The 17,496-nt window shown below is 52.4% G+C and carries 11 protein-coding genes; 4 read left to right on the top strand and 7 right to left on the bottom strand.

Features of this window, described 5'->3' with window-relative positions; genetic code table 11:
* Positions 1 to 3 precede the first annotated feature (3 nt).
* The 3 genes from L2731_RS04320 to L2731_RS04310 form a co-directional block, all read right to left on the bottom strand.
* The gene (locus L2731_RS04320; protein ID WP_249251998.1) at positions 4 to 933 is read right to left on the bottom strand and encodes a universal stress protein; all 930 of its coding nucleotides are present in this window, start codon (positions 931 to 933) and stop codon (positions 4 to 6) included.
* A 289-nt stretch (positions 934 to 1,222) separates the two neighbouring features.
* The gene (locus L2731_RS04315) at positions 1,223 to 4,060 is read right to left on the bottom strand and encodes an ExeM/NucH family extracellular endonuclease (RefSeq protein WP_249251997.1); all 2,838 of its coding nucleotides are present in this window, start codon (positions 4,058 to 4,060) and stop codon (positions 1,223 to 1,225) included.
* A gap of 365 nt (positions 4,061 to 4,425) precedes the next feature.
* The gene (locus L2731_RS04310; RefSeq protein ID WP_249252272.1) at positions 4,426 to 5,421 is read right to left on the bottom strand and encodes an isoaspartyl peptidase/L-asparaginase family protein; all 996 of its coding nucleotides are present in this window, start codon (positions 5,419 to 5,421) and stop codon (positions 4,426 to 4,428) included.
* 241 nt (positions 5,422 to 5,662) lie between these two features.
* Here L2731_RS04310 and L2731_RS04305 point away from each other — a divergent pair, with 241 nt between their 5' ends.
* On the top strand, positions 5,663 to 7,453 hold the full coding sequence (locus tag L2731_RS04305) for an autotransporter assembly complex protein TamA (protein ID WP_249252270.1): 1,791 nt from the start codon (positions 5,663 to 5,665) through the stop codon (positions 7,451 to 7,453).
* Positions 7,450 to 11,415 (top strand): autotransporter assembly complex protein TamB, encoded by a 3,966-nt coding sequence (tamB, locus tag L2731_RS04300; RefSeq protein WP_249251996.1) that lies wholly within the window; start codon positions 7,450 to 7,452, stop codon positions 11,413 to 11,415. The genes L2731_RS04305 and tamB overlap by 4 nt, the downstream gene beginning before the upstream one ends.
* A gap of 109 nt (positions 11,416 to 11,524) precedes the next feature.
* Here the strand turns inward: tamB and fadR are convergent, their stop codons facing one another.
* On the bottom strand, positions 11,525 to 12,286 hold the full coding sequence (fadR, locus tag L2731_RS04295) for a fatty acid metabolism transcriptional regulator FadR (protein ID WP_052813810.1): 762 nt from the start codon (positions 12,284 to 12,286) through the stop codon (positions 11,525 to 11,527).
* A gap of 298 nt (positions 12,287 to 12,584) precedes the next feature.
* Here fadR and nhaB point away from each other — a divergent pair, with 298 nt between their 5' ends.
* Together nhaB and dsbB are read left to right on the top strand one after the other, a co-directional pair.
* The gene (gene nhaB, locus L2731_RS04290; protein WP_249251995.1) at positions 12,585 to 14,180 is read left to right on the top strand and encodes a sodium/proton antiporter NhaB; all 1,596 of its coding nucleotides are present in this window, start codon (positions 12,585 to 12,587) and stop codon (positions 14,178 to 14,180) included.
* 147 nt (positions 14,181 to 14,327) lie between these two features.
* Positions 14,328 to 14,843, top strand: coding sequence for a disulfide bond formation protein DsbB (gene dsbB, locus L2731_RS04285; protein ID WP_249251994.1), 516 nt, complete (start codon positions 14,328 to 14,330; stop codon positions 14,841 to 14,843).
* 442 nt (positions 14,844 to 15,285) lie between these two features.
* Here the strand turns inward: dsbB and L2731_RS04280 are convergent, their stop codons facing one another.
* From L2731_RS04280 to L2731_RS04270, 3 genes are all read right to left on the bottom strand, one after another.
* Complete coding sequence (locus tag L2731_RS04280) at positions 15,286 to 15,531, bottom strand: hypothetical protein (protein ID WP_249251993.1); 246 nt, start codon at positions 15,529 to 15,531, stop codon at positions 15,286 to 15,288.
* Between the two features lie 186 nt (positions 15,532 to 15,717).
* Complete coding sequence (locus L2731_RS04275; RefSeq protein WP_249251992.1) at positions 15,718 to 16,230, bottom strand: CbrC family protein; 513 nt, start codon at positions 16,228 to 16,230, stop codon at positions 15,718 to 15,720.
* Positions 16,231 to 16,346: 116 nt separating this feature from the next.
* Positions 16,347 to 17,375, bottom strand: coding sequence for a GTP pyrophosphokinase (locus L2731_RS04270; RefSeq protein ID WP_249251990.1), 1,029 nt, complete (start codon positions 17,373 to 17,375; stop codon positions 16,347 to 16,349).
* Positions 17,376 to 17,496: the final 121 nt, after the last annotated feature.

Raw genomic sequence — 17,496 nt, 5'->3', positions numbered from 1 at the left:
TGCTCACATGGCGTGTGCGCTCTGCGGCTTAACCACGAGAAGATCGCATTGGATCCTGTCGATCACCTGCTCCCCCACATGGCCACACATGTTGGAGAACATGTTACCATTGCCGGTATCGCCCACTATCACCAACTCCGAGTCCACCTCCTTGGCCAAGGATTCGATGGCATCCTCAGGTAAAGACTTGGCCAGATGAAGATGATGATTACTCATCCCACTCCCCTCGGGCTGTAGATGATAGCGATTCGAATAACGGGACATCTGCTGCAGGTGGTAATGCTCATCGTTGGCTGGGGTCAACACCTGATGAAACGACATGCTGGGGGTGTCGCCATAATAGCAATCGATCAGGTGACAATCTCCCGCCAACAGCTGGGAGAAATGCTCCGAGGTCTGCAGCACGGCGTCGTTAAGCTCCTTGTGGGTAACATCATCGGCGCAAGGCTCCACCAAAGAGAGAATATGCCCGCCGGGCTGCCACAGATGATCTTTAACCACCACCACTGGGCGGGAGGATTCGCGGATCAGGCGCACATCCAAAGGTTTAATCGTCAGCCAGTTCCATAGCGTATGGCGTGAGGCGGCCAAGATCACCGCATCCACCTTAAAATCATCGCAAAACTGCAATATATCGTCGCTGCAGTGACAGGTGATAGACGCCTTAGAAATCGTGAGGCCCGACTGGGCGGCCTGGCTGATGAAGGCATTTAAACAACTCAGTTTACCCTCCTTGGTTAAGGGTTGTGCCTGCCCCTTGCTGGCGTCTGCCTCGAAGGTATCCACCAAACGGTTAACGAAATGGCTGTGCTCTAACATCATCACTATGATTGCCGCGTGGGTTTTACTGGCCAAATACACGGCGCGGGAAACGGCCTTTAAGCTGAAATCGTGTTCATCCACAACCACTAAAAGTCTCTGATAGCTATCCATAACTTTGCTCTCACCTAGGATTCGCACCTAATTGTAGCTCAAGCAACGGCCCCTAAAATGGCGCCAGCCCTTTATTGGCGTGGGTTTGCGGCAACCACATGATAATAGAAATGATTATTGTTAAGAACATTTTTAGCTAACCCAGTCCCAGAGGAAACCTTTAGCTATTAGCCGGTAAGAAATTTGGTTTTTGCCAATTAAATACAGAGGCTTGCTAAAATTTATCGCTAAATTAAGCATAAAAAAGGCCACCCTGAGGCGGCCTTTTCAAATCATGAGAAACTCAGCACTAGAAATTCAGCTTAGCCTTACCCTTGAGGCCATCGTTATCCTCAACGGTGAGTTTCACCTTGTTGGCGCGATGTCCAAAGCTGAAGCCCACAGGGCCTCTCTGCTTGCTGCCGTTGTTAAATTTCCAGGACTGCGACACTATCTCACCGTCTGTGTCATAGCTGAGCGAGACAAAGATATCCATAAACCAGAGATCCAGATGCTCGATAACGGCAACAGGCTTTTGCAGCTTCACCTGCACCTTAACCATCTGGGTCACACTATGACTCAGACCATCGTTATCGGTTACCGTCAGGGTCACTGGGTATTCACCGGCCTTGGCGTAACGATAGCTTAGCTGCTCGCCGCCAGCGGTCTCGCCATTGCCCAGATCCCACTGGTAATCGACAATCTCACCGTCTTCGTCCATAGCGCTGCTCACTAGGCTCAGGGTGCGGCCCTGTAGCGCATAGCTAAAGCCAGCCACTGGCGCTATGGTCTCACGCTCGAGTAGCAAAGCGATCACTACAGGGTCGTGATCCGAAGAGCGATAGGCATGGCTGCTATAGAGCGAGGCAATCTGATCCGCCGACTTAAACTCTTCGTTGTAATCCAGCAGCCTCGGCTCGTCGGTGTTAATATGCCACTCGGTCACATCCACTACCTTGTCGGCCAATTGAGTATTGGCCAGTGCATGATCCAGTTGCCCCGTTTCACCGGAGAAGACATAGGAGTATGCACCTGTCTTACCCAGATGGTCGAACAGCTCGAGATAGCCGGCGCCACGTAACGCATCTATAGGATCTTCCTTGGCATAGGCGTTCATGTCCCCTATGACAAGGGTTGGCAGCTCGCCATACTCGCTGGCTAGCCAGCGACCCAGGGCGGTAGCCGCGCGGGTACGGGTCAGGTTACAGTTGCCCTGACCATCGCCCAGATCAGGATCCCCTAAGCTGACACAATCGCTCCCCTTAGACTTGAGGTGATTCACCGCCACCACGATCTGCTGATCTTCACCCAAGACCTCGAAGGCCTGTGTCAGACTAGGACGGTTCTTGCCATCGTTAAACAGCACCTCACCTTGTTCATCCAGTGGCGAGTTTGCGCTGGACAGTACCTTGGCCGCCCCAACAGGTGTGACGCGATCGCTGCGATAGAGCATACCCACTGTGATGGCGTCTGTGCCTATGGTTGGTGTTGGCGCCGAGATATATTGGTATCTTGTCTCGCCCACCGCCTGGTTTAAACCACTCACCAGGTCATTGATGGCAGACTCACTACCAAAGCCGTCGTTTTCTATCTCCATCAAGCCAAAGATATCGGCATCGATGCTGACCATGGCACTGATGATCTTGGCGCGCTGACGGGCAAACTCGCTCGGGGTATCGGCGCCCCGTGCCGTTGGGAAGCCACCGCCCTGACCGTCGCCATTGAAGTAGTTAAGCACGTTGAAACTGGCCACCTTAAGGTTAGCGCCCTCGGCTAGGGCTGGCTCACTGCTTCTTGGGTTGGTGGCTACAAAGTTCACCGTATCGATTGGCATCAACCGATACTTGCCAAAGCCATAGTGCATCACGGCGTTAAGCTGGGTAATAGAGTCACCCACACGCACAGTATTGTCGGCGCTCAGGCCTGGTGCTGGGTAACGCACAGGATCTGGGTTTTGCGAGGTTAATCCATCGTCCAGCAGCACTGAGTCTAAGGCGTTAGCCTGGCTGACCGCCAGCGCCTCACTGCCAGGCTCGGCCACCTGAGTCCCGATGAAATGACGCTTACTGCCGAGCAAAATCTCACCATAGCGTCCTAAGTTATAAACCTCGTTCACCACCAGGTTCTGAGTAAAGTGAACACGCATGCCTTCAACCGCTTCCAGGTCGCTGCTCTTTGTCAGGGGCAGGCTCACCTCGGCGGCGGTCGGCATAGCCTGCGCCGAACCGCACAAGGCGTGGTCGCTCACATTGGTCAGTTCGGTCAGGCCGTTATACTCCTTAACCGTGGCGCTCAGACGAATACGATCCCCCGCCTGATAACCCAGCGAACCACCTGTATAGACAAACACACCTTCGGAGGTGTTGATGTCACCGTCGACCTCGGCATCGGCCATCTGCAGGAACAGACCCTTAAGGCCTGCCTCCTGATTGCTGGTCACGATAGCCTCGACCGTCACACTCTGACCATTGAGCGGGCTGGTATCGCCGCTGCCCTGCAGTGCTGAGATCTTGGTGGCGGGATCATGACAGACCAGGCCAACCGGCGGCTCAGTCGGATCCGTCGGGTCGGTTGGGTCTGTCGGCCCCTGACCGGCAAACTGGCCAAGATCGCTAAAATCATCCTGTGCATGACCTGTCCAGGTGGCCAGGGTCACGGCATCATCGAGCTGGGTATCGGCGATCAGCTGGTTAGGATCTCGGCGCAGGGTGTTGTTCTGGGTCGACAGATCGCCGCTGCCCCACTCAGAGCCCGGATCTGTACCCAACTGGCCTAGGCTGTCGATCACCACGCCCTGCTTGCGCAGCACTAAGGTGTCATCACCATTGAAGAAACTGGCTGTGCTGAGCTGGTCGGCGACGGCCAAGATCTCACCTGCGGCATCGTTGTCGGCCAGCACAAAAGTCTTGCCAGCGGCCAGACTACCGCTAAGGGCGATAGTAGAACCGGCACTAGTGTTGCCGTTAAAGTAGAACTCGAGTCGATACTGACTTAAATCGATTTCGGCGCCGGTGGGATTGTAGAATTCGACGGCCTTGTTGTTGCTGCTGCCTTCTACATACTCTGAGATGATCAGATCGTCTGCGGCCTGGGCAAAGGTGGAGACACCACCAATCGCCAAGGCAAGCGCGCTTGCTTTGGTAAACATATTAACCCCTAAATTTATCCATTAACCTAGTGTTTAACTAGTTTTCTTAAGCAGTATTCGAGTCTTAACGCTCAAATTACTGCGGTGCTGATCCTGCGACCAGCGCACACTATAAATCAGCTTAGTGACAAAGAGGTTACAAATTTTACATAAAGTTAATACGCCGGGTGTGAAGCACAATTGACAGCTTAGGAGGCCTTTTGCAGCACAATCCACTTATCTTAAGTAAGTGAAGCGGGCCTTTAAGGAAGTGTCTGGCGGGTTAATCGAGGAGTTCGCAAAGAGTGCAAACGGCAGATGAAAACGAGGCCGCAACACAGGCTGCGAGCCTCACTTAAATTAAATTTTTAGCCAGATAACGCAGATCAGTTATCCTGCCAAATCATCACCTTAGCCTGCTCTCCGCCCTTACGGGTCGCGCGGTACATGCCTTCGGTGTTAAATGGGGTGGCGATATTGCCGCGCTGGTCGATGGCGATCACCCCGCCGGTGCCGCCCGCGGTGATAAGCCGCTGATTGATCACCTCATCCGCCGCCTGCAGAATTGATTTCTGCTGATACTTCACCTTGGCGCAGATATCCCCCGCCACATGGTAACGAATAAAGTACTCACCATGGCCTGTGGCCGACACGGCGCACACCTGGTTTTCCGCGTAGGTGCCCGCTCCGATGACCGGCGAATCGCCGATGCGCCCGAAGCGCTTAACCGTCATGCCACCGGTTGAGGTGCCGGCGGCCAGGTTGCCCTGCTTATCCAGAGCCACGGCGCCCACGGTGCCAAATTTATAATCCAGATCCAGGTAATCTACCGATGCCTGGTAATCTGGCTTGCCACCCGACTCACTCTCGGCCTGTTTCAGCTTGGCCTTGGCATCGATGAGCTGCTGGTAGCGGCTGTCGGTATCAAAATAGGTCACGGGTACCAGGCTGAAATCTTGGCTTAGGGCAAACTCTTCGGCGCCTTGGCCCGACAGCATCACATGAGGCGACTTGTCCATCACGGCGCGCGCCAGATCGATGGGATTCTTGATATGTTTAACGCCGGCCACCGCGCCGGCATTGAGGGTGCGACCATCCATGATGGAGGCGTCCATCTCGTGGGTGCCGTCATAGGTATAGACGGCGCCTTTACCAGCGTTAAACAGCGGGCTGTCTTCGAGAATATTGATGGCAGTGGTCACCGCCGTCAGGCTATCGCCCCCCTTTTCCAGCACCTTGTAACCGGCATCCACCGCCTGCTTGAGTTTGTCACGGTAGGCTTGCTGCTGCGCCTCGGTCAGCTTGGCCTTAGAGATGGTGCCGGCACCGCCATGGATGGCGATAGAAAATGGCTGGTTCTCGGCCGCAGCAGAGGTGCTCATCAACAGGCTCAACAGTCCGGCTAACAGGGTGGGGGTAATAGTGCTTCTCACGGTAGGCTTCCTCGTTATTGTTTGCCTTCTTTGTACCGATTTTCATCATTAATTACAATCATCATCTTGCTTGGCCTCCATAATCTGCGACAATAAACAGCAACAAACTTTTCAACTAGATAGAGCCTTTTTCTTGCGGATCTTTGCGACCTTATCCCGGCTATCGACACTCGCCCTACTCTGCCTGTGCATGGGGATATCGTCTGTCTGGGCGAACGACTGGTTAACGGTCGAGATAGACGGCGCCGACAAGGCTCTTAAACGCAACATCACGGCTCACCTTGGCGCCCTGCCAAGCTCTGAGGTGCAACGCCGAGCCTTTATCTTCAACGCCGATGAAAACATCGAGGCTGCGCTGCACTCCCTCGGCTACTACAAGGGCAAGATAGACCAGCAACTGGAGAGCCCAGAAACCGGCCCCTGGACCCTACGCCTATCTATCACGCCAGGTGCGCCGACGGTGATCCAGTGGATCGACATTCAACTGACAGGCGAGATCCTCGATGACAAGGCGGTCAACGACTGGCTAGAGCAGATCAGCCTAAAGCCTGGCGATGTGCTCAATCATGGTGAATATGAGGCGATCAAGTCTCAGCTGCTCACCTATGCGTTGGCCAGGGGCTATTTCGAAGGCAAGTACCTCACCAACCAGATAGTGGTCAACCGGGATCTCGACAGCGCACAGATCAGCCTGCATTACGACTCAGGCCCGCGCTATCGCATCGGCGAGGTGAGCTTCAACGGCCACGACTTGGTGCCTGGTTTTCTCGACAAGTTGATCCCTTTTGAGCCAGATTCCCACTACAGCACGGGTAAATTAGGTGCACTCAACCGGGAGCTGGTCGATACTGGCTACTTCACCAACATCAAGGTGCTGCCTCAGCTCGATAAGATGCAGGACGACAGGGTTCCCATTCGGGTAGAGGTCACCCCAAGGCCCAGTCACTCTATCGAGCTGGGTTTGGGCGCCGACGTCGGTAACTCCATCGACAATAATATCGAGCCCAGAGTCAGGGTCACCTGGCGAACGCCGCAGATCAATCGTTACGGCCACTCCCAGGAGAGCAGCGTAGAATGGTCGCCGGACAGGCCCAAATTTCTCACCACCTACACCATCCCCATGAGCCATCCGCTGGACGATCAGCTCAAGATACGTGTCGGCCTGCTCAGGGATAAGTATGGGGTCACTCAAGTCTATGACGCCGATAAACGCGACTTTCGTAACACAGGCGAGCTGGAATCGGTCAAGAAACTCGTCGGGGTCGTCAGGCAGAAGCGGTTAAAGAATCAATGGCTGTTTACCTATTCGTTAGATGCCATCAACGAAGAATATGCTCAGTCGGATATCGATTATGATCCCGACGTTTTACTGCTGGGCACCAGCCTGTCGAAAACCACTCGTGGCGACAAGAGTCTGGATCCTAAGTCGGGCTTCTTTCAATATTACAGCCTGGAACATGCCGACCCGACACTGGGCTCAGATCTGCGCCTGACTCGGCTACAGGCCAAGTTTAAGTGGATAGACACCTTATTCGACAAACACAGGTTTGTCTCCCGGCTGGATCTGGGCGCCAACCTGGTCAAAGATGACGAACTGCCCTTGGTACCGCCGTCGCTACGCTACTTCGCCGGGGGCGATCAAAGCATCCGCGGCTATAGCTATCACGAACTCGGCCCCCATATCGACTATACCAATAACGAGGGTCAGCTGGCCCGCGTGGTGGTCGGTGGCCGCTATCTGCTTGTCGGCAGCCTGGAATATCAATACTATCTTACCCCGACATGGCGAGTCGCCAGCTTTATGGATGCCGGTAGCGCCTTCGACAGTCAGCAGTTCGAGCCCATAGTCTCGGTTGGCGGCGGCATCCACTGGATCTCCCCCATAGGGCCGATCAAGCTGGATCTCGGCGTCGGTCTGAAAGAGACAGACACAGTGGATCGCAGCTGGCGCATCCATATCACCATGGGGGCAGAGCTATGATAGAAACGCCCGGTGATTTAACCCCGTCTCAGGAGCAGGCCCAGGGGCTTAAAGGCGAAACGCCCTCAAATGGAAAGGCGCAAAGGCCAAGATCTTTGCCGTACCGCCTGGCCTATTGGCTGCGTAACCTGGTTCGCGTGCTGCTCTATCTGCCGCTGGCCTTGCTTATCCCCCTGGCCATACTGATAGGTACCCCCTTTGGCAGTCATGTGGCGGTGAATCTCGCCGATCTCTTAGTGCCAGACTTAAACCTGAGCTATGGCGGCGGCACACTCAATGGTCAGCTAAAGCTGCAACATGCCAAGTGGCAGATGGCGGGCATTGAGGTCGAAACAGAGGGGCTTAGCCTCAAATGGCGTCCCCTGTGCCTGCTGCAGCGTCAGCTCTGTGTCGATTCCCTTGGCGCCGACGCGGTGCGGGTAGAGATAGATACCGACAAGCTGGCATCGACACCAGAAATAAAACCGCCCGTTGAGCAAATCGAGGACGATGGCCCGCTCACCCTGCCCTTCGGCATCATCCTCACACAGAGCGACCTCAATCAGATCCGGGTGCGGGTGAATCAGATGCAGTTTAATGCCGAGCAACTCGCGGCCAAGGCCAGCTGGCTCGAGACGGGCCTGCGGGTCAATCGGCTCGACAGCAAAGGGCTGATGGTGTCTATCCCCCTAGGACAAGACGAGGGCTCGGCTCAGGCTTACACTCAGCCTAACTCTCATACTAACAATGAGACAAACACTCAGACTCAAGTGCCTACGCCAGCGCCAGCCCAGGCACAGGCAACAGCAAACCGGCAAGATGAGACAGACTGGCCCCTAAGCCATCTGCCAGAGGTCGAGATCCCCATGCCTATCTTTGTCGACGGCGCGCAGCTGGTTGACAGCCAGCTCAGGCTCGGCGAGCGTGTCGATAAGTTTGCCGCCATCGACCTCGCGGGCAGCTACCTCGGCTATAAGATCACCGTCGATAGCCTGGCTCTTGACCATGACTATGGTAAGGCGCAGCTCGATGGTGAGATCAGTCTGACGCAAGATTATCCCATGGCGATTCACCTTCAGGCCGATCTCAACGCCAACGGCGTCAGCGAGCTGCCCGAGCTCAAGCGTCAACGCCTTAACGCCGAGATAAAAGGTGGTTTCGCAGACCTTGCCGTCAAGCTTAAGGGCGAGGGGCATCTGCTGCTTGACTTAGATGCCAAGGCCAACCTGAGCACAGCTGCGCTGCCCTACGAGTTGCACCTGTCAAGCCCGCACCTGATGTGGCCACTGGCGCAGGCCCAATATGAGGCCAAGGCATTAACCCTTGAGTCGAGCGGTAGCCTAAAGGCTCAACGGCTCAAGCTTAACGGCGAGCTAAGGACCCCCTACCATCCCTGGCTAACCCTGGATACCGAGTTGTCACACCAGGATCAGCAGCTTGAGGTCGCCACACTCAGGGTCGACAGCGAGATGGGCAAGCTGGATCTCAGCGGCGCACTCGGTTACGGCCAGAACATTAGCTGGCAGCTTGCGGCCAGCACTCAGGGCTTAGATCTTGCCCAGCTTAACGTCACGCCCGAGCAGCACCTGCCCGCAACCCTGGTCAATGGCAGCCTGCACAGCAAAGGGGAATTTAGTGATAAGGCCTGGTCGATAGGCATCAGCCAGGCAGATCTTGAGGGGCATGTGGACCAATATCCACTTAAGGTTCAGGGGGATATCGCCCTGAATGACAAGTTCCAACTTAACGCAGAGCATCTGCAGATCGACGCCCTCGAGTCCCAGTTGACCCTCTCCGGGCGGGTGGATGATGTCTGGGCGCTGGATGGTCAACTGAGCGTGCCTGCCCTGAGCCTGTGGGATCCGAGCGCCAGCGGCGCCATCAAGGCGGTCATCAATGTATCCGGCGACGATGAGCACCCCGAAGTCGCCATCAATGCCGATACCATAGAGCTCAAGTACGCCGATATCACTGTCGATAAGGCCAAGCTTATCGCCTTCTACCGTCCCCAGGACGCGCACCAGTTTGCATTGTCGCTGAAATCCACGGACATCAAGGGGCAAGGCATGGCGCTGAGTAACCTCACCCTAGGCGTCAAGGGAGATATCACCAGGCAGAAACTGGGGTTGCAGACCTATGGCGACCTACAGCTCAACACCTCAATCGCCTCAACCTATGATGACAAGGCGCAGCGATTCGATGCCAAGATAAAGCGTATCAGCCTCAATTCACGCCTGGGCCCCATGGCGCTGGACGAACCTATCGACCTCTATTGGGACAATCAGCAGGCTAAGGGCCAGCTCTCCCCCTTCTGTTGGCGCCATAACGCCGCCAGTCTCTGTCTGACCGATCCCGCCGAGTTCGGTGACAAGGGCGATACCCGTCTGCAATTGGTAGGCGATCTCGGCGCCCTGCTAGCCCCCGTGCTGCCGGAAAACCTAAAATGGCAAGGCCCGACCCAGCTCGATGGCGAGTTTCGATGGGCTAAGGGTGCCAAGCCAACCGGCATGCTGACACTGGCCATGGCGCCGGGGCAGTTCGATCTCACTACCACCAAGCGACAGATCCAGGCACAGTATCGCTACCTCAACCTCAAGGCCCGCCTGGATAAGCAGCAACTCGGCATCGACGCGCAGCTCGAATCCAAGCGCTTTGCCAAGATAGACAGTCAGCTCACTATAAGTAGCGATCCCGAACACAGGCTAAGCGGTAAGATAGATCTGAAGGATATCGATCTCCATGCCCTGTCCGACTTTACGCCTCAGCTCGAGGTCCTCAGCGGCCAGGTATCCAGCGCCATCATACTGGGCGGCACGCTAAATCAGCCGGACCTCAGCGGCACGGTCGACCTCGTCGACGGCCAACTGGCGGCGGCCGCCAACCCGACGCTATTGGATAACATCAGCCTCAAGCTCACCCTGCAGGGACAGACGGGACGGGTCGCGGGTCAGTGGACCATGGGCGATGGCAAGGCCGGCATTGAAGGCGATATCGACTGGACAGAGGGGCTAAATGGCAAACTCAACTTCAGCGGCGACAAGCTGGCCATCATTCAGCCGCCACTGGCGATACTGGACGTGTCACCGGATATTGACATCAGCTTCAGCAATAAACACCTGGATATTCGCGGCAAGCTGGACGTCCCCTCGGGCCATATCACCATAGCTCAGCTCCCCGAGGGCGGCGTGGCCGAGTCCAGCGACGTGGTCTTCAACGACAGCCTCGCCAGTCAGGTCCAGGTTAAAGACCCCATAGCGGTTACCAGCCAGATAGCTATCCAGGTCGGCGACAAGCTCATCGTCGATGGCATGGGCCTGAGGGGCCTGCTCGTCGGTACCCTGGAGCTGCGCCAGGCCGCCTTTAAGCCGCCGCTGCTCTACGGCGATATCAAGGTGGTGAACGGCAATTACAAATTTATGGGGCAAACCCTATCGATCAAGGCCGGTGAGGTGCAGTTTGTCGGCCCCATGGCGGTGCCTAACCTGAATATCGAGGCGATACGAGAGATTAAAGATGAAGATGTAGTCGCCGGGGTACGCATTACCGGTACGCCGCAGAAACCCATAGTGACTCTCTTCTCTACCCCGTCCAAGGAGCAGGCCGAGATCCTCTCCTACATCATCAAGGGAACCGGATTTAACAGTAACGATTCGGATCAAAACAGCGCCCTGATGATGGGCGCCGCGCTGACCCTGGGCAACCAGCTGGGCAAGAACGCCTTCGGTAACCTCGGCAGCTCGGCTTCCAACATCATAGAGAAGCTAGGGATCTCTAACGTACAGTTTGACGCCAATGATGACGGTAAGGTCGCCATCAGCGGCTTTATCGGGGATGACCTGATGGTCAAGTATGGTGTGGGGGTGTTCAACCCCGGCTATGAGATGACGGTGCGTTACTACCTGATGTCTCAGCTCTATCTTGAGAGTGTCTCGGGGACCATCTCCAAGACCCTGGACATCTACTACAGTTTCGACATCGACTAGCGTCCTAACCTGCGCTAACCAGCAAGCCAGGACAGACACTAATAAAAAAGCCGCTCTCTATGAGCGGCCTTTCTTTATTTCGACAGGGTCTTTATTTTAGACAGAGCTTTTAGCCCTGGTTAGCCTCGGCCGACTGCATCAGGTTCGCCTTATAACGCTGCCACACCTTACCGCTGTTGATGCCGTAGCTGCGCATCAATACCGGCACGTCGTTGTGGTTGTGATCTTTGGCTAATGCTTCGAGCGCCTGGTAGAAGTCCAGCGCCAGCTCGCGCGCCTTCTCGATGGCAAAATATTCTTCACCCACGCGGCTATAGAGGCCCTTGAAGCCGTTAAGGATCAACACATAAAGCGGGTTGCCAGAATGGTAAGCCAGGGTGTGATGCAGATGGTAATCGAATTCGATAAAGGCCTTGGCATCATCCTTTAGGGTCGCCAGCGGCGCTAACGCCTCTAATACCTTGTCTGGGTTGTAACGCACCGCGCCCTTAAAGTAGATGGCGCTGATGTTGGTACGGGCCGACAGCAGTTGCTCCAGCAGCACAGGCTCACCGGCCGGATTGAGCTCGGCGATGGTCTCAAGCACGTTAAGTCCAGAGGTTTCCCAGATATCATTAACCTTAGTCGGCTTACCGTGTTGAATGGTCAACCAGCCATCGCGGGCGAGACGCTGCAGCACTTCGCGCAGTGTAGTACGTGTCACGCCGATCAGTTCAGACAATTCGCGTTCGGCAGGCAGAATGGAACCGGGTGGAAACTTTCCCTCCCAAATCGAACGAACAATATACTTTTCGGCAAAGCTCGCAGGACCCTTCGCTTCAATAATATCTTTGTCTTTAGGCGTTACAGGTACTTGGGGGACAGTTGTCATCAGGCCACTATTCCAATTTATTCAAAGTTATCTTGGGCACTGATCATACCAGAGCGGCAAAAAATGGAAACCTAATCCGTAACATTACTGGATAAGATCAAGGACTCAGATCGCAATAATGAGCAAAATAGAGACCACATCAACAAGCTTGTGATATAGATTGCAGTTAATGTCTGTTTTTAGGCAATCTGAGCTAAAAAGGTATTAAATTCTACATATCATTAGGATACACTGAATTGAACAGCGGACTGTTCGTTAACTTTCTGTCAAAAAAAAATTATATAGATGAGAGGATGCCATGCCTGTGACCATGAGTCAGGCGTTTATTGACAATTTCTTAGGAAATTCTCCTAAGTGGTTCAAAATCGCAATTTTATCATTCTTAGTGATCAACCCGATCGTCTTCTACCTCAATCCATTTGTTGCCGGATGGTTACTGGTAGTCGAGTTCATCTTCACGCTGGCCATGGCGCTGAAATGTTATCCCCTACAACCCGGCGGTCTGCTTGCCATCGAGGCGGTATTCATCGGCATGACCTCCCCCACACAGGTACTGCACGAGATCGAAGCCAACCTCGAAGTGCTGCTGCTATTGATCTTCATGGTCGCCGGCATCTACTTCATGAAGCAGTTGCTGCTGTTCGTGTTCACCAAGATGATCACCAAGATCCGCTCTAAGGTAGTGGTTTCATTGATGTTCTGTGTGGCATCGGCCTTCCTGTCGGCCTTCCTCGATGCGCTGACCGTGATTGCGGTTATCATCGCAGTGGCCGTGGGTTTCTACTCTATCTACCACAAGGTGGCATCTGGCAAGAACTTTGCCGACGATCACGACCACACCTCTGACAGCCACGGCGAGGGGCATCCCCTGTGTGAAGACGAGCTAGAGGCATTTCGTGGCTTCCTGCGTAACCTGCTGATGCACGCCGGTGTCGGTACCGCATTAGGTGGTGTCTGCACCATGGTGGGTGAGCCGCAAAACCTGATCATCGCCGCCCAGGCCAACTGGCAGTTTGGCGAATTTGCCCTGCGCATGGGCCCGGTGACCATTCCTGTGTTTATCGCGGGTATCGCGACCTGCTTTCTGGTAGAGAAATTCAAGTGGTTTGGCTATGGCCAACAGCTGCCCGAGGCGGTACATAAGATTTTGTCTGACTATGCCTCTTATGAAGATGCGCGCCGCACCAACCATGACAAGATCAAGCTGGTCATCCAGGCCTTTGTCGGCATCTGGCTCATCGTGGGTCTGGCCTTCCACCTGGCGTCTGTGGGTCTTATCGGTCTGTCGGTGATCATCCTAACCACCGCCTTTAACGGCGTCACCAACGAGCATGCCCTGGGTAAGGCGTTTGAAGAGGCGCTGCCCTTCACCGCACTGCTGGCGGTCTTCTTCGCCATCGTGGGCGTGATCATCGACCAACAGCTGTTTGCGCCTGTGATCCAGTGGGCACTGAGCTACGAAGGCAACACCCAGCTGGTGATCTTCTATATCGCCAACGGCCTGCTCTCTATGGTGAGTGATAACGTGTTCGTGGGTACCGTCTATATCAACGAGGTGAAGGCCGCGCTATTGGATGGGCAGATCACCCGCGATCAGTTCGACCTGCTGGCGGTTGCCATCAACACGGGTACCAACCTACCATCTGTGGCGACGCCTAACGGACAGGCTGCCTTCCTCTTCCTGCTGACCTCGGCCATCGCTCCGCTGATCAGGCTCTCTTATGGTCGCATGGTGTGGATGGCGCTGCCCTACACTATCGTATTGTCGATCGTGGGTATTGTGGCCATCGAGACAGGCTTCCTCAGCGACATGACCCAATACTTCTACGATTCACACATGCTGATCCACCACTCCGTGGCGGAAGCGGCAAAAGGCGCCGTCACCGGCCATTGATGAGCCATAGGTCAATTAACCGGCCCTTAGGGGCCGATATTAGTCGTCACCAGACACTAATTTGTTGATTGACTGAACTTATCTAGTTTCGTAAAGTCTTAAAAACGCCTCTAGCAGTTAGAGGCGTTTTTTTATAGGAGAATATCGTTGAGTGCCCTGACCCGATTCGCACAGTCTCGCTTAGCCTGGACCATACTGCTACTGACCGCCCTAGGCCTGGAAGCTTGTGCCCTCTTCTTTCAACACGTGATGAAACTCGACCCCTGCGTCATGTGTATCTATCAGCGCCTCGCTGTACTCGGCGTATTAACCGCCGGCCTCATCGGCGTCATCGGCCATGGCTATCGACTGATACGTTTTCTCGGGGTACTCCTGTGGGGAGTTAGCGCGGCCTGGGGCCTCAAGCTGGCACTGGAACTGGTCGAGATGCAGACCAACCCGTCGCCTTTCTCCACCTGCTCCTTCCTGCCGGAATTCCCAGAATGGATGCCACTACACGAATGGTTCCCGTCAGTCTTCCTGCCCACCGGCATGTGCACCGACATTCCCTGGGAGATGTTTGGCATCACAATGTCACAGTGGATGGTGGTGGCCTTCAGCACCTACCTGATTGCCCTGGTGGTGTTTATTGTTCCGGCGTTAATGCCGAGTAAGAAAGCCTAATTGCGTTTAGGTTACCGCTTATAAGAAACGCCCTTAATGGGCGTTTTTTTGTGGCTAGCTATCGACTAGCCACGCATGTCGCTTGATGGCATACCAAGCTTGAGTTCGCTTAAAGTTCGCTTAAGTAGCACCAAGCTTCATAGCTACTTACCAAAAATGTCTTAAGTCGTACCTTCACTGCAACCTAACGCCTGCCCGGCGGGGGCTGTGCAGATACACCTGTGAGACGCCGTAAATAAATCCCTTTAGGCTCTGCCGAAACATCCCTGTTTCGGAAGCTCACCGGCGTATCTACACCCGGTATCTAACGTCTCTTCGATTTGGCGGCATTGGTAATGAAAAGAAGATAAGACAGAGATTAGAGGTACAAGCTCCTGCTTAAGAATAAGGAGCTACGTTGTGTGAAAACTAAGATAAATAGGCTAAACGCCACATTCACTTGTTATATATTTTTACGATACTTTCGCTCTGAGGAGTACCAAAGCCAATTGGTCCAAATTAAACCGCCAACTGGAAAAACGATAATAGCGACAAGTGGTCTAACCCAAATAGGTTCTTGTGGCTGAAACAGCTGCATCAAAGTTGACCATAGCACTGCAGTAGAAACGCCCCAAAACAGAAAGCCATTTATCCAGATAAACCTAGCTTTACCCTTGGCACGTACTTGCTTCCATTTCTCTATCTTCATCGACTTCTCCATAACTCGATTTTCACATAACGCCACATTCAGTGTGAGCAACGCTACCACCCAGCCGGCCCCATCGCACAATGAACACAAAACCCAACAGATTCATCTGTAAATCAACTCTCTAAGAAAGTTTGCTCTGGCCCCTTCTATTCTTGACTGTCAAATTGCCTGCGCTTGTTATGGGTTTTAGTTGGCACCCCAAACCCAATATTTTTGATTTTCTAAGCTAAATAGATATACAGAGACATCACCGCCTTCTTTGTAGCTATTAAGTTTTTTATCGGGCAGGGAATCCCATAACCACTCAACATCTTTTTTCGATTGGCTGTCTTCAACAAAGCAGCCCAAAAATTCTTGTTTATTAGTGAAATCTTGCTTAGAGGCAATACATTCAAATACTGGGTGCTTCCCATCAATAGTAGGCCATACTGTGTCTTGCCATGTCGGAAGCGAAGGGGTTTTGTATGTTATTGTTTTAGCAGCTTCTGAACCATCATCAAGAATCATATTAGGCTCAATATCTAAATCAATTAACTTCCCAGCCTTAAGACAACTTGCACAAATGCATTCAATGTCATTCATGCCGGGATACCCTCCAGCGTCAAAACAAATTTTAATATCAAGGCATACAGAGCAAGGCATTGGACCATCAGTTAAGAATGCAAATTTCTCAGGGTATTTGAAGTACTCGAATTCCATGTTGTCCTCACTCATAACGCCCTGTTAACAGGCTAAAAACAGTTGGTTAAAATTAGCGACCAAGGAGCAAAAACCAACTATTTTTTGTCCTTATTTAACAACTTGTTAAGTTCACTTTATTGCGGATTTTCTTCAGACCACTCATTAAACTTTTTTCTTTGAGAATCATATAATGCTCTCTCATATTTAGTTCGATCTGACTGATATAAAACATGTCTTAGTTCCGTGTAAGGATTAAAAGCATGTTTTCTTGTAGGTGTTTCATCGATTGATTTTTTATATTTTTCAATATATGAGAAGTTATTATCAATAATTGACTTGAATTCACTTGGAGTAACATCCCCATAGCTTAATATCTCAGAAACAAAACCATCTGCTTTATACGAGTGAAAATCATATCCATTAAATAATTCATCAACAATAGCTAAAAATGAAAATACATTAAGAGCTTCATTTTCAGAAGGAGTGGCTGTTTTTGCTTTTTCCTTTTCATCTTCCGCTGCCTTTATGGTTTTCTCTCGAATACTATAAAATTCTCTATCTGCAAGTTCAAAAAGAGCCGCTAATGTATTTATCCTCCTTTTAAGAGGCAAGGGAATTGATTTTTTATATTTTATTTTGTGATCTAAAACGCTCCAAGCATCCTGAATTATTGTCCTAATTTGTACTTCGAAACGAAATTCTGCATACCTTGAGTATTCGCGCATCGTATTTCTAGGATTTTTGAGTTTTAGATCTACATGCAACCCCTTGTAACCAAAAGAGGATTCTTTACTTTCAATATCTTTGATCTTATCGGTTATTTCGATTACCTCGAACTCTTCTGCTAGTACATCTTTTATTTTTTGCACATCAGATTCATAAAGAGATATAACCCTAAGACCAATAAGATCTGTAATGTGATCTTTTATTTCATACTCTTCTTGAGCTTCTTCAAGCGTTGATTGGTATTTAAGTGCAAATTTTTTAATCGATTCATCGCGATCTTTTACTCGTCCTGTAACCGCAGAAATCGGATATTCATCTGCAAGGATCGAATTAATGATCGCTATAAATGCACCTTTAGCAGCTTCTAGTGTTTCATGTTTTTCATTATAGAATTCGCGAAAATTATTCTTTTCATCTTCAAAGTTCAATGATGACATCCATACTCCTTGTAGTGGCATAGTGAATTTGGCCACCTGAATAGACGAAGTGATAGACTCACTTCTGGAAAAAAGGTGGTAGAAATGAAGAACACAAGACCGACATTCAGTGCAGAGTTCA

The sequence above is a fragment of the Shewanella aquimarina genome, from assembly GCF_023349185.1.
GTDB lineage: Bacteria > Pseudomonadota > Gammaproteobacteria > Enterobacterales > Shewanellaceae > Shewanella > Shewanella aquimarina.
Note: the sequence above shows the minus strand (reverse complement) of the source record. Positions and strands in the feature narration are given on the sequence as shown.

What these genes read in the sequence shown, in the direction of transcription:
- L2731_RS04270 (WP_249251990.1), bottom strand. Translation starts at nt 17,375, where the DNA reads ATGTCATCATTGAACTTTGAAGATGAAAAGAATAATTTTCGCGAATTC.
- L2731_RS04320 (WP_249251998.1), bottom strand. Translation starts at nt 933, where the DNA reads ATGGATAGCTATCAGAGACTTTTAGTGGTTGTGGATGAACACGATTTC.
- L2731_RS04310 (WP_249252272.1), bottom strand. Translation starts at nt 5,421, where the DNA reads ATGAGCACCTCTGCTGCGGCCGAGAACCAGCCATTTTCTATCGCCATC.
- L2731_RS04275 (WP_249251992.1), bottom strand. Translation starts at nt 16,230, where the DNA reads ATGGAATTCGAGTACTTCAAATACCCTGAGAAATTTGCATTCTTAACT.
- nhaB (WP_249251995.1), top strand. Translation starts at nt 12,585, where the DNA reads ATGCCTGTGACCATGAGTCAGGCGTTTATTGACAATTTCTTAGGAAAT.
- tamB (WP_249251996.1), top strand. Translation starts at nt 7,450, where the DNA reads ATGATAGAAACGCCCGGTGATTTAACCCCGTCTCAGGAGCAGGCCCAG.
- L2731_RS04315 (WP_249251997.1), bottom strand. Translation starts at nt 4,060, where the DNA reads ATGTTTACCAAAGCAAGCGCGCTTGCCTTGGCGATTGGTGGTGTCTCC.
- fadR (WP_052813810.1), bottom strand. Translation starts at nt 12,286, where the DNA reads ATGACAACTGTCCCCCAAGTACCTGTAACGCCTAAAGACAAAGATATT.
- L2731_RS04280 (WP_249251993.1), bottom strand. Translation starts at nt 15,531, where the DNA reads ATGAAGATAGAGAAATGGAAGCAAGTACGTGCCAAGGGTAAAGCTAGG.
- L2731_RS04305 (WP_249252270.1), top strand. Translation starts at nt 5,663, where the DNA reads ATGGGGATATCGTCTGTCTGGGCGAACGACTGGTTAACGGTCGAGATA.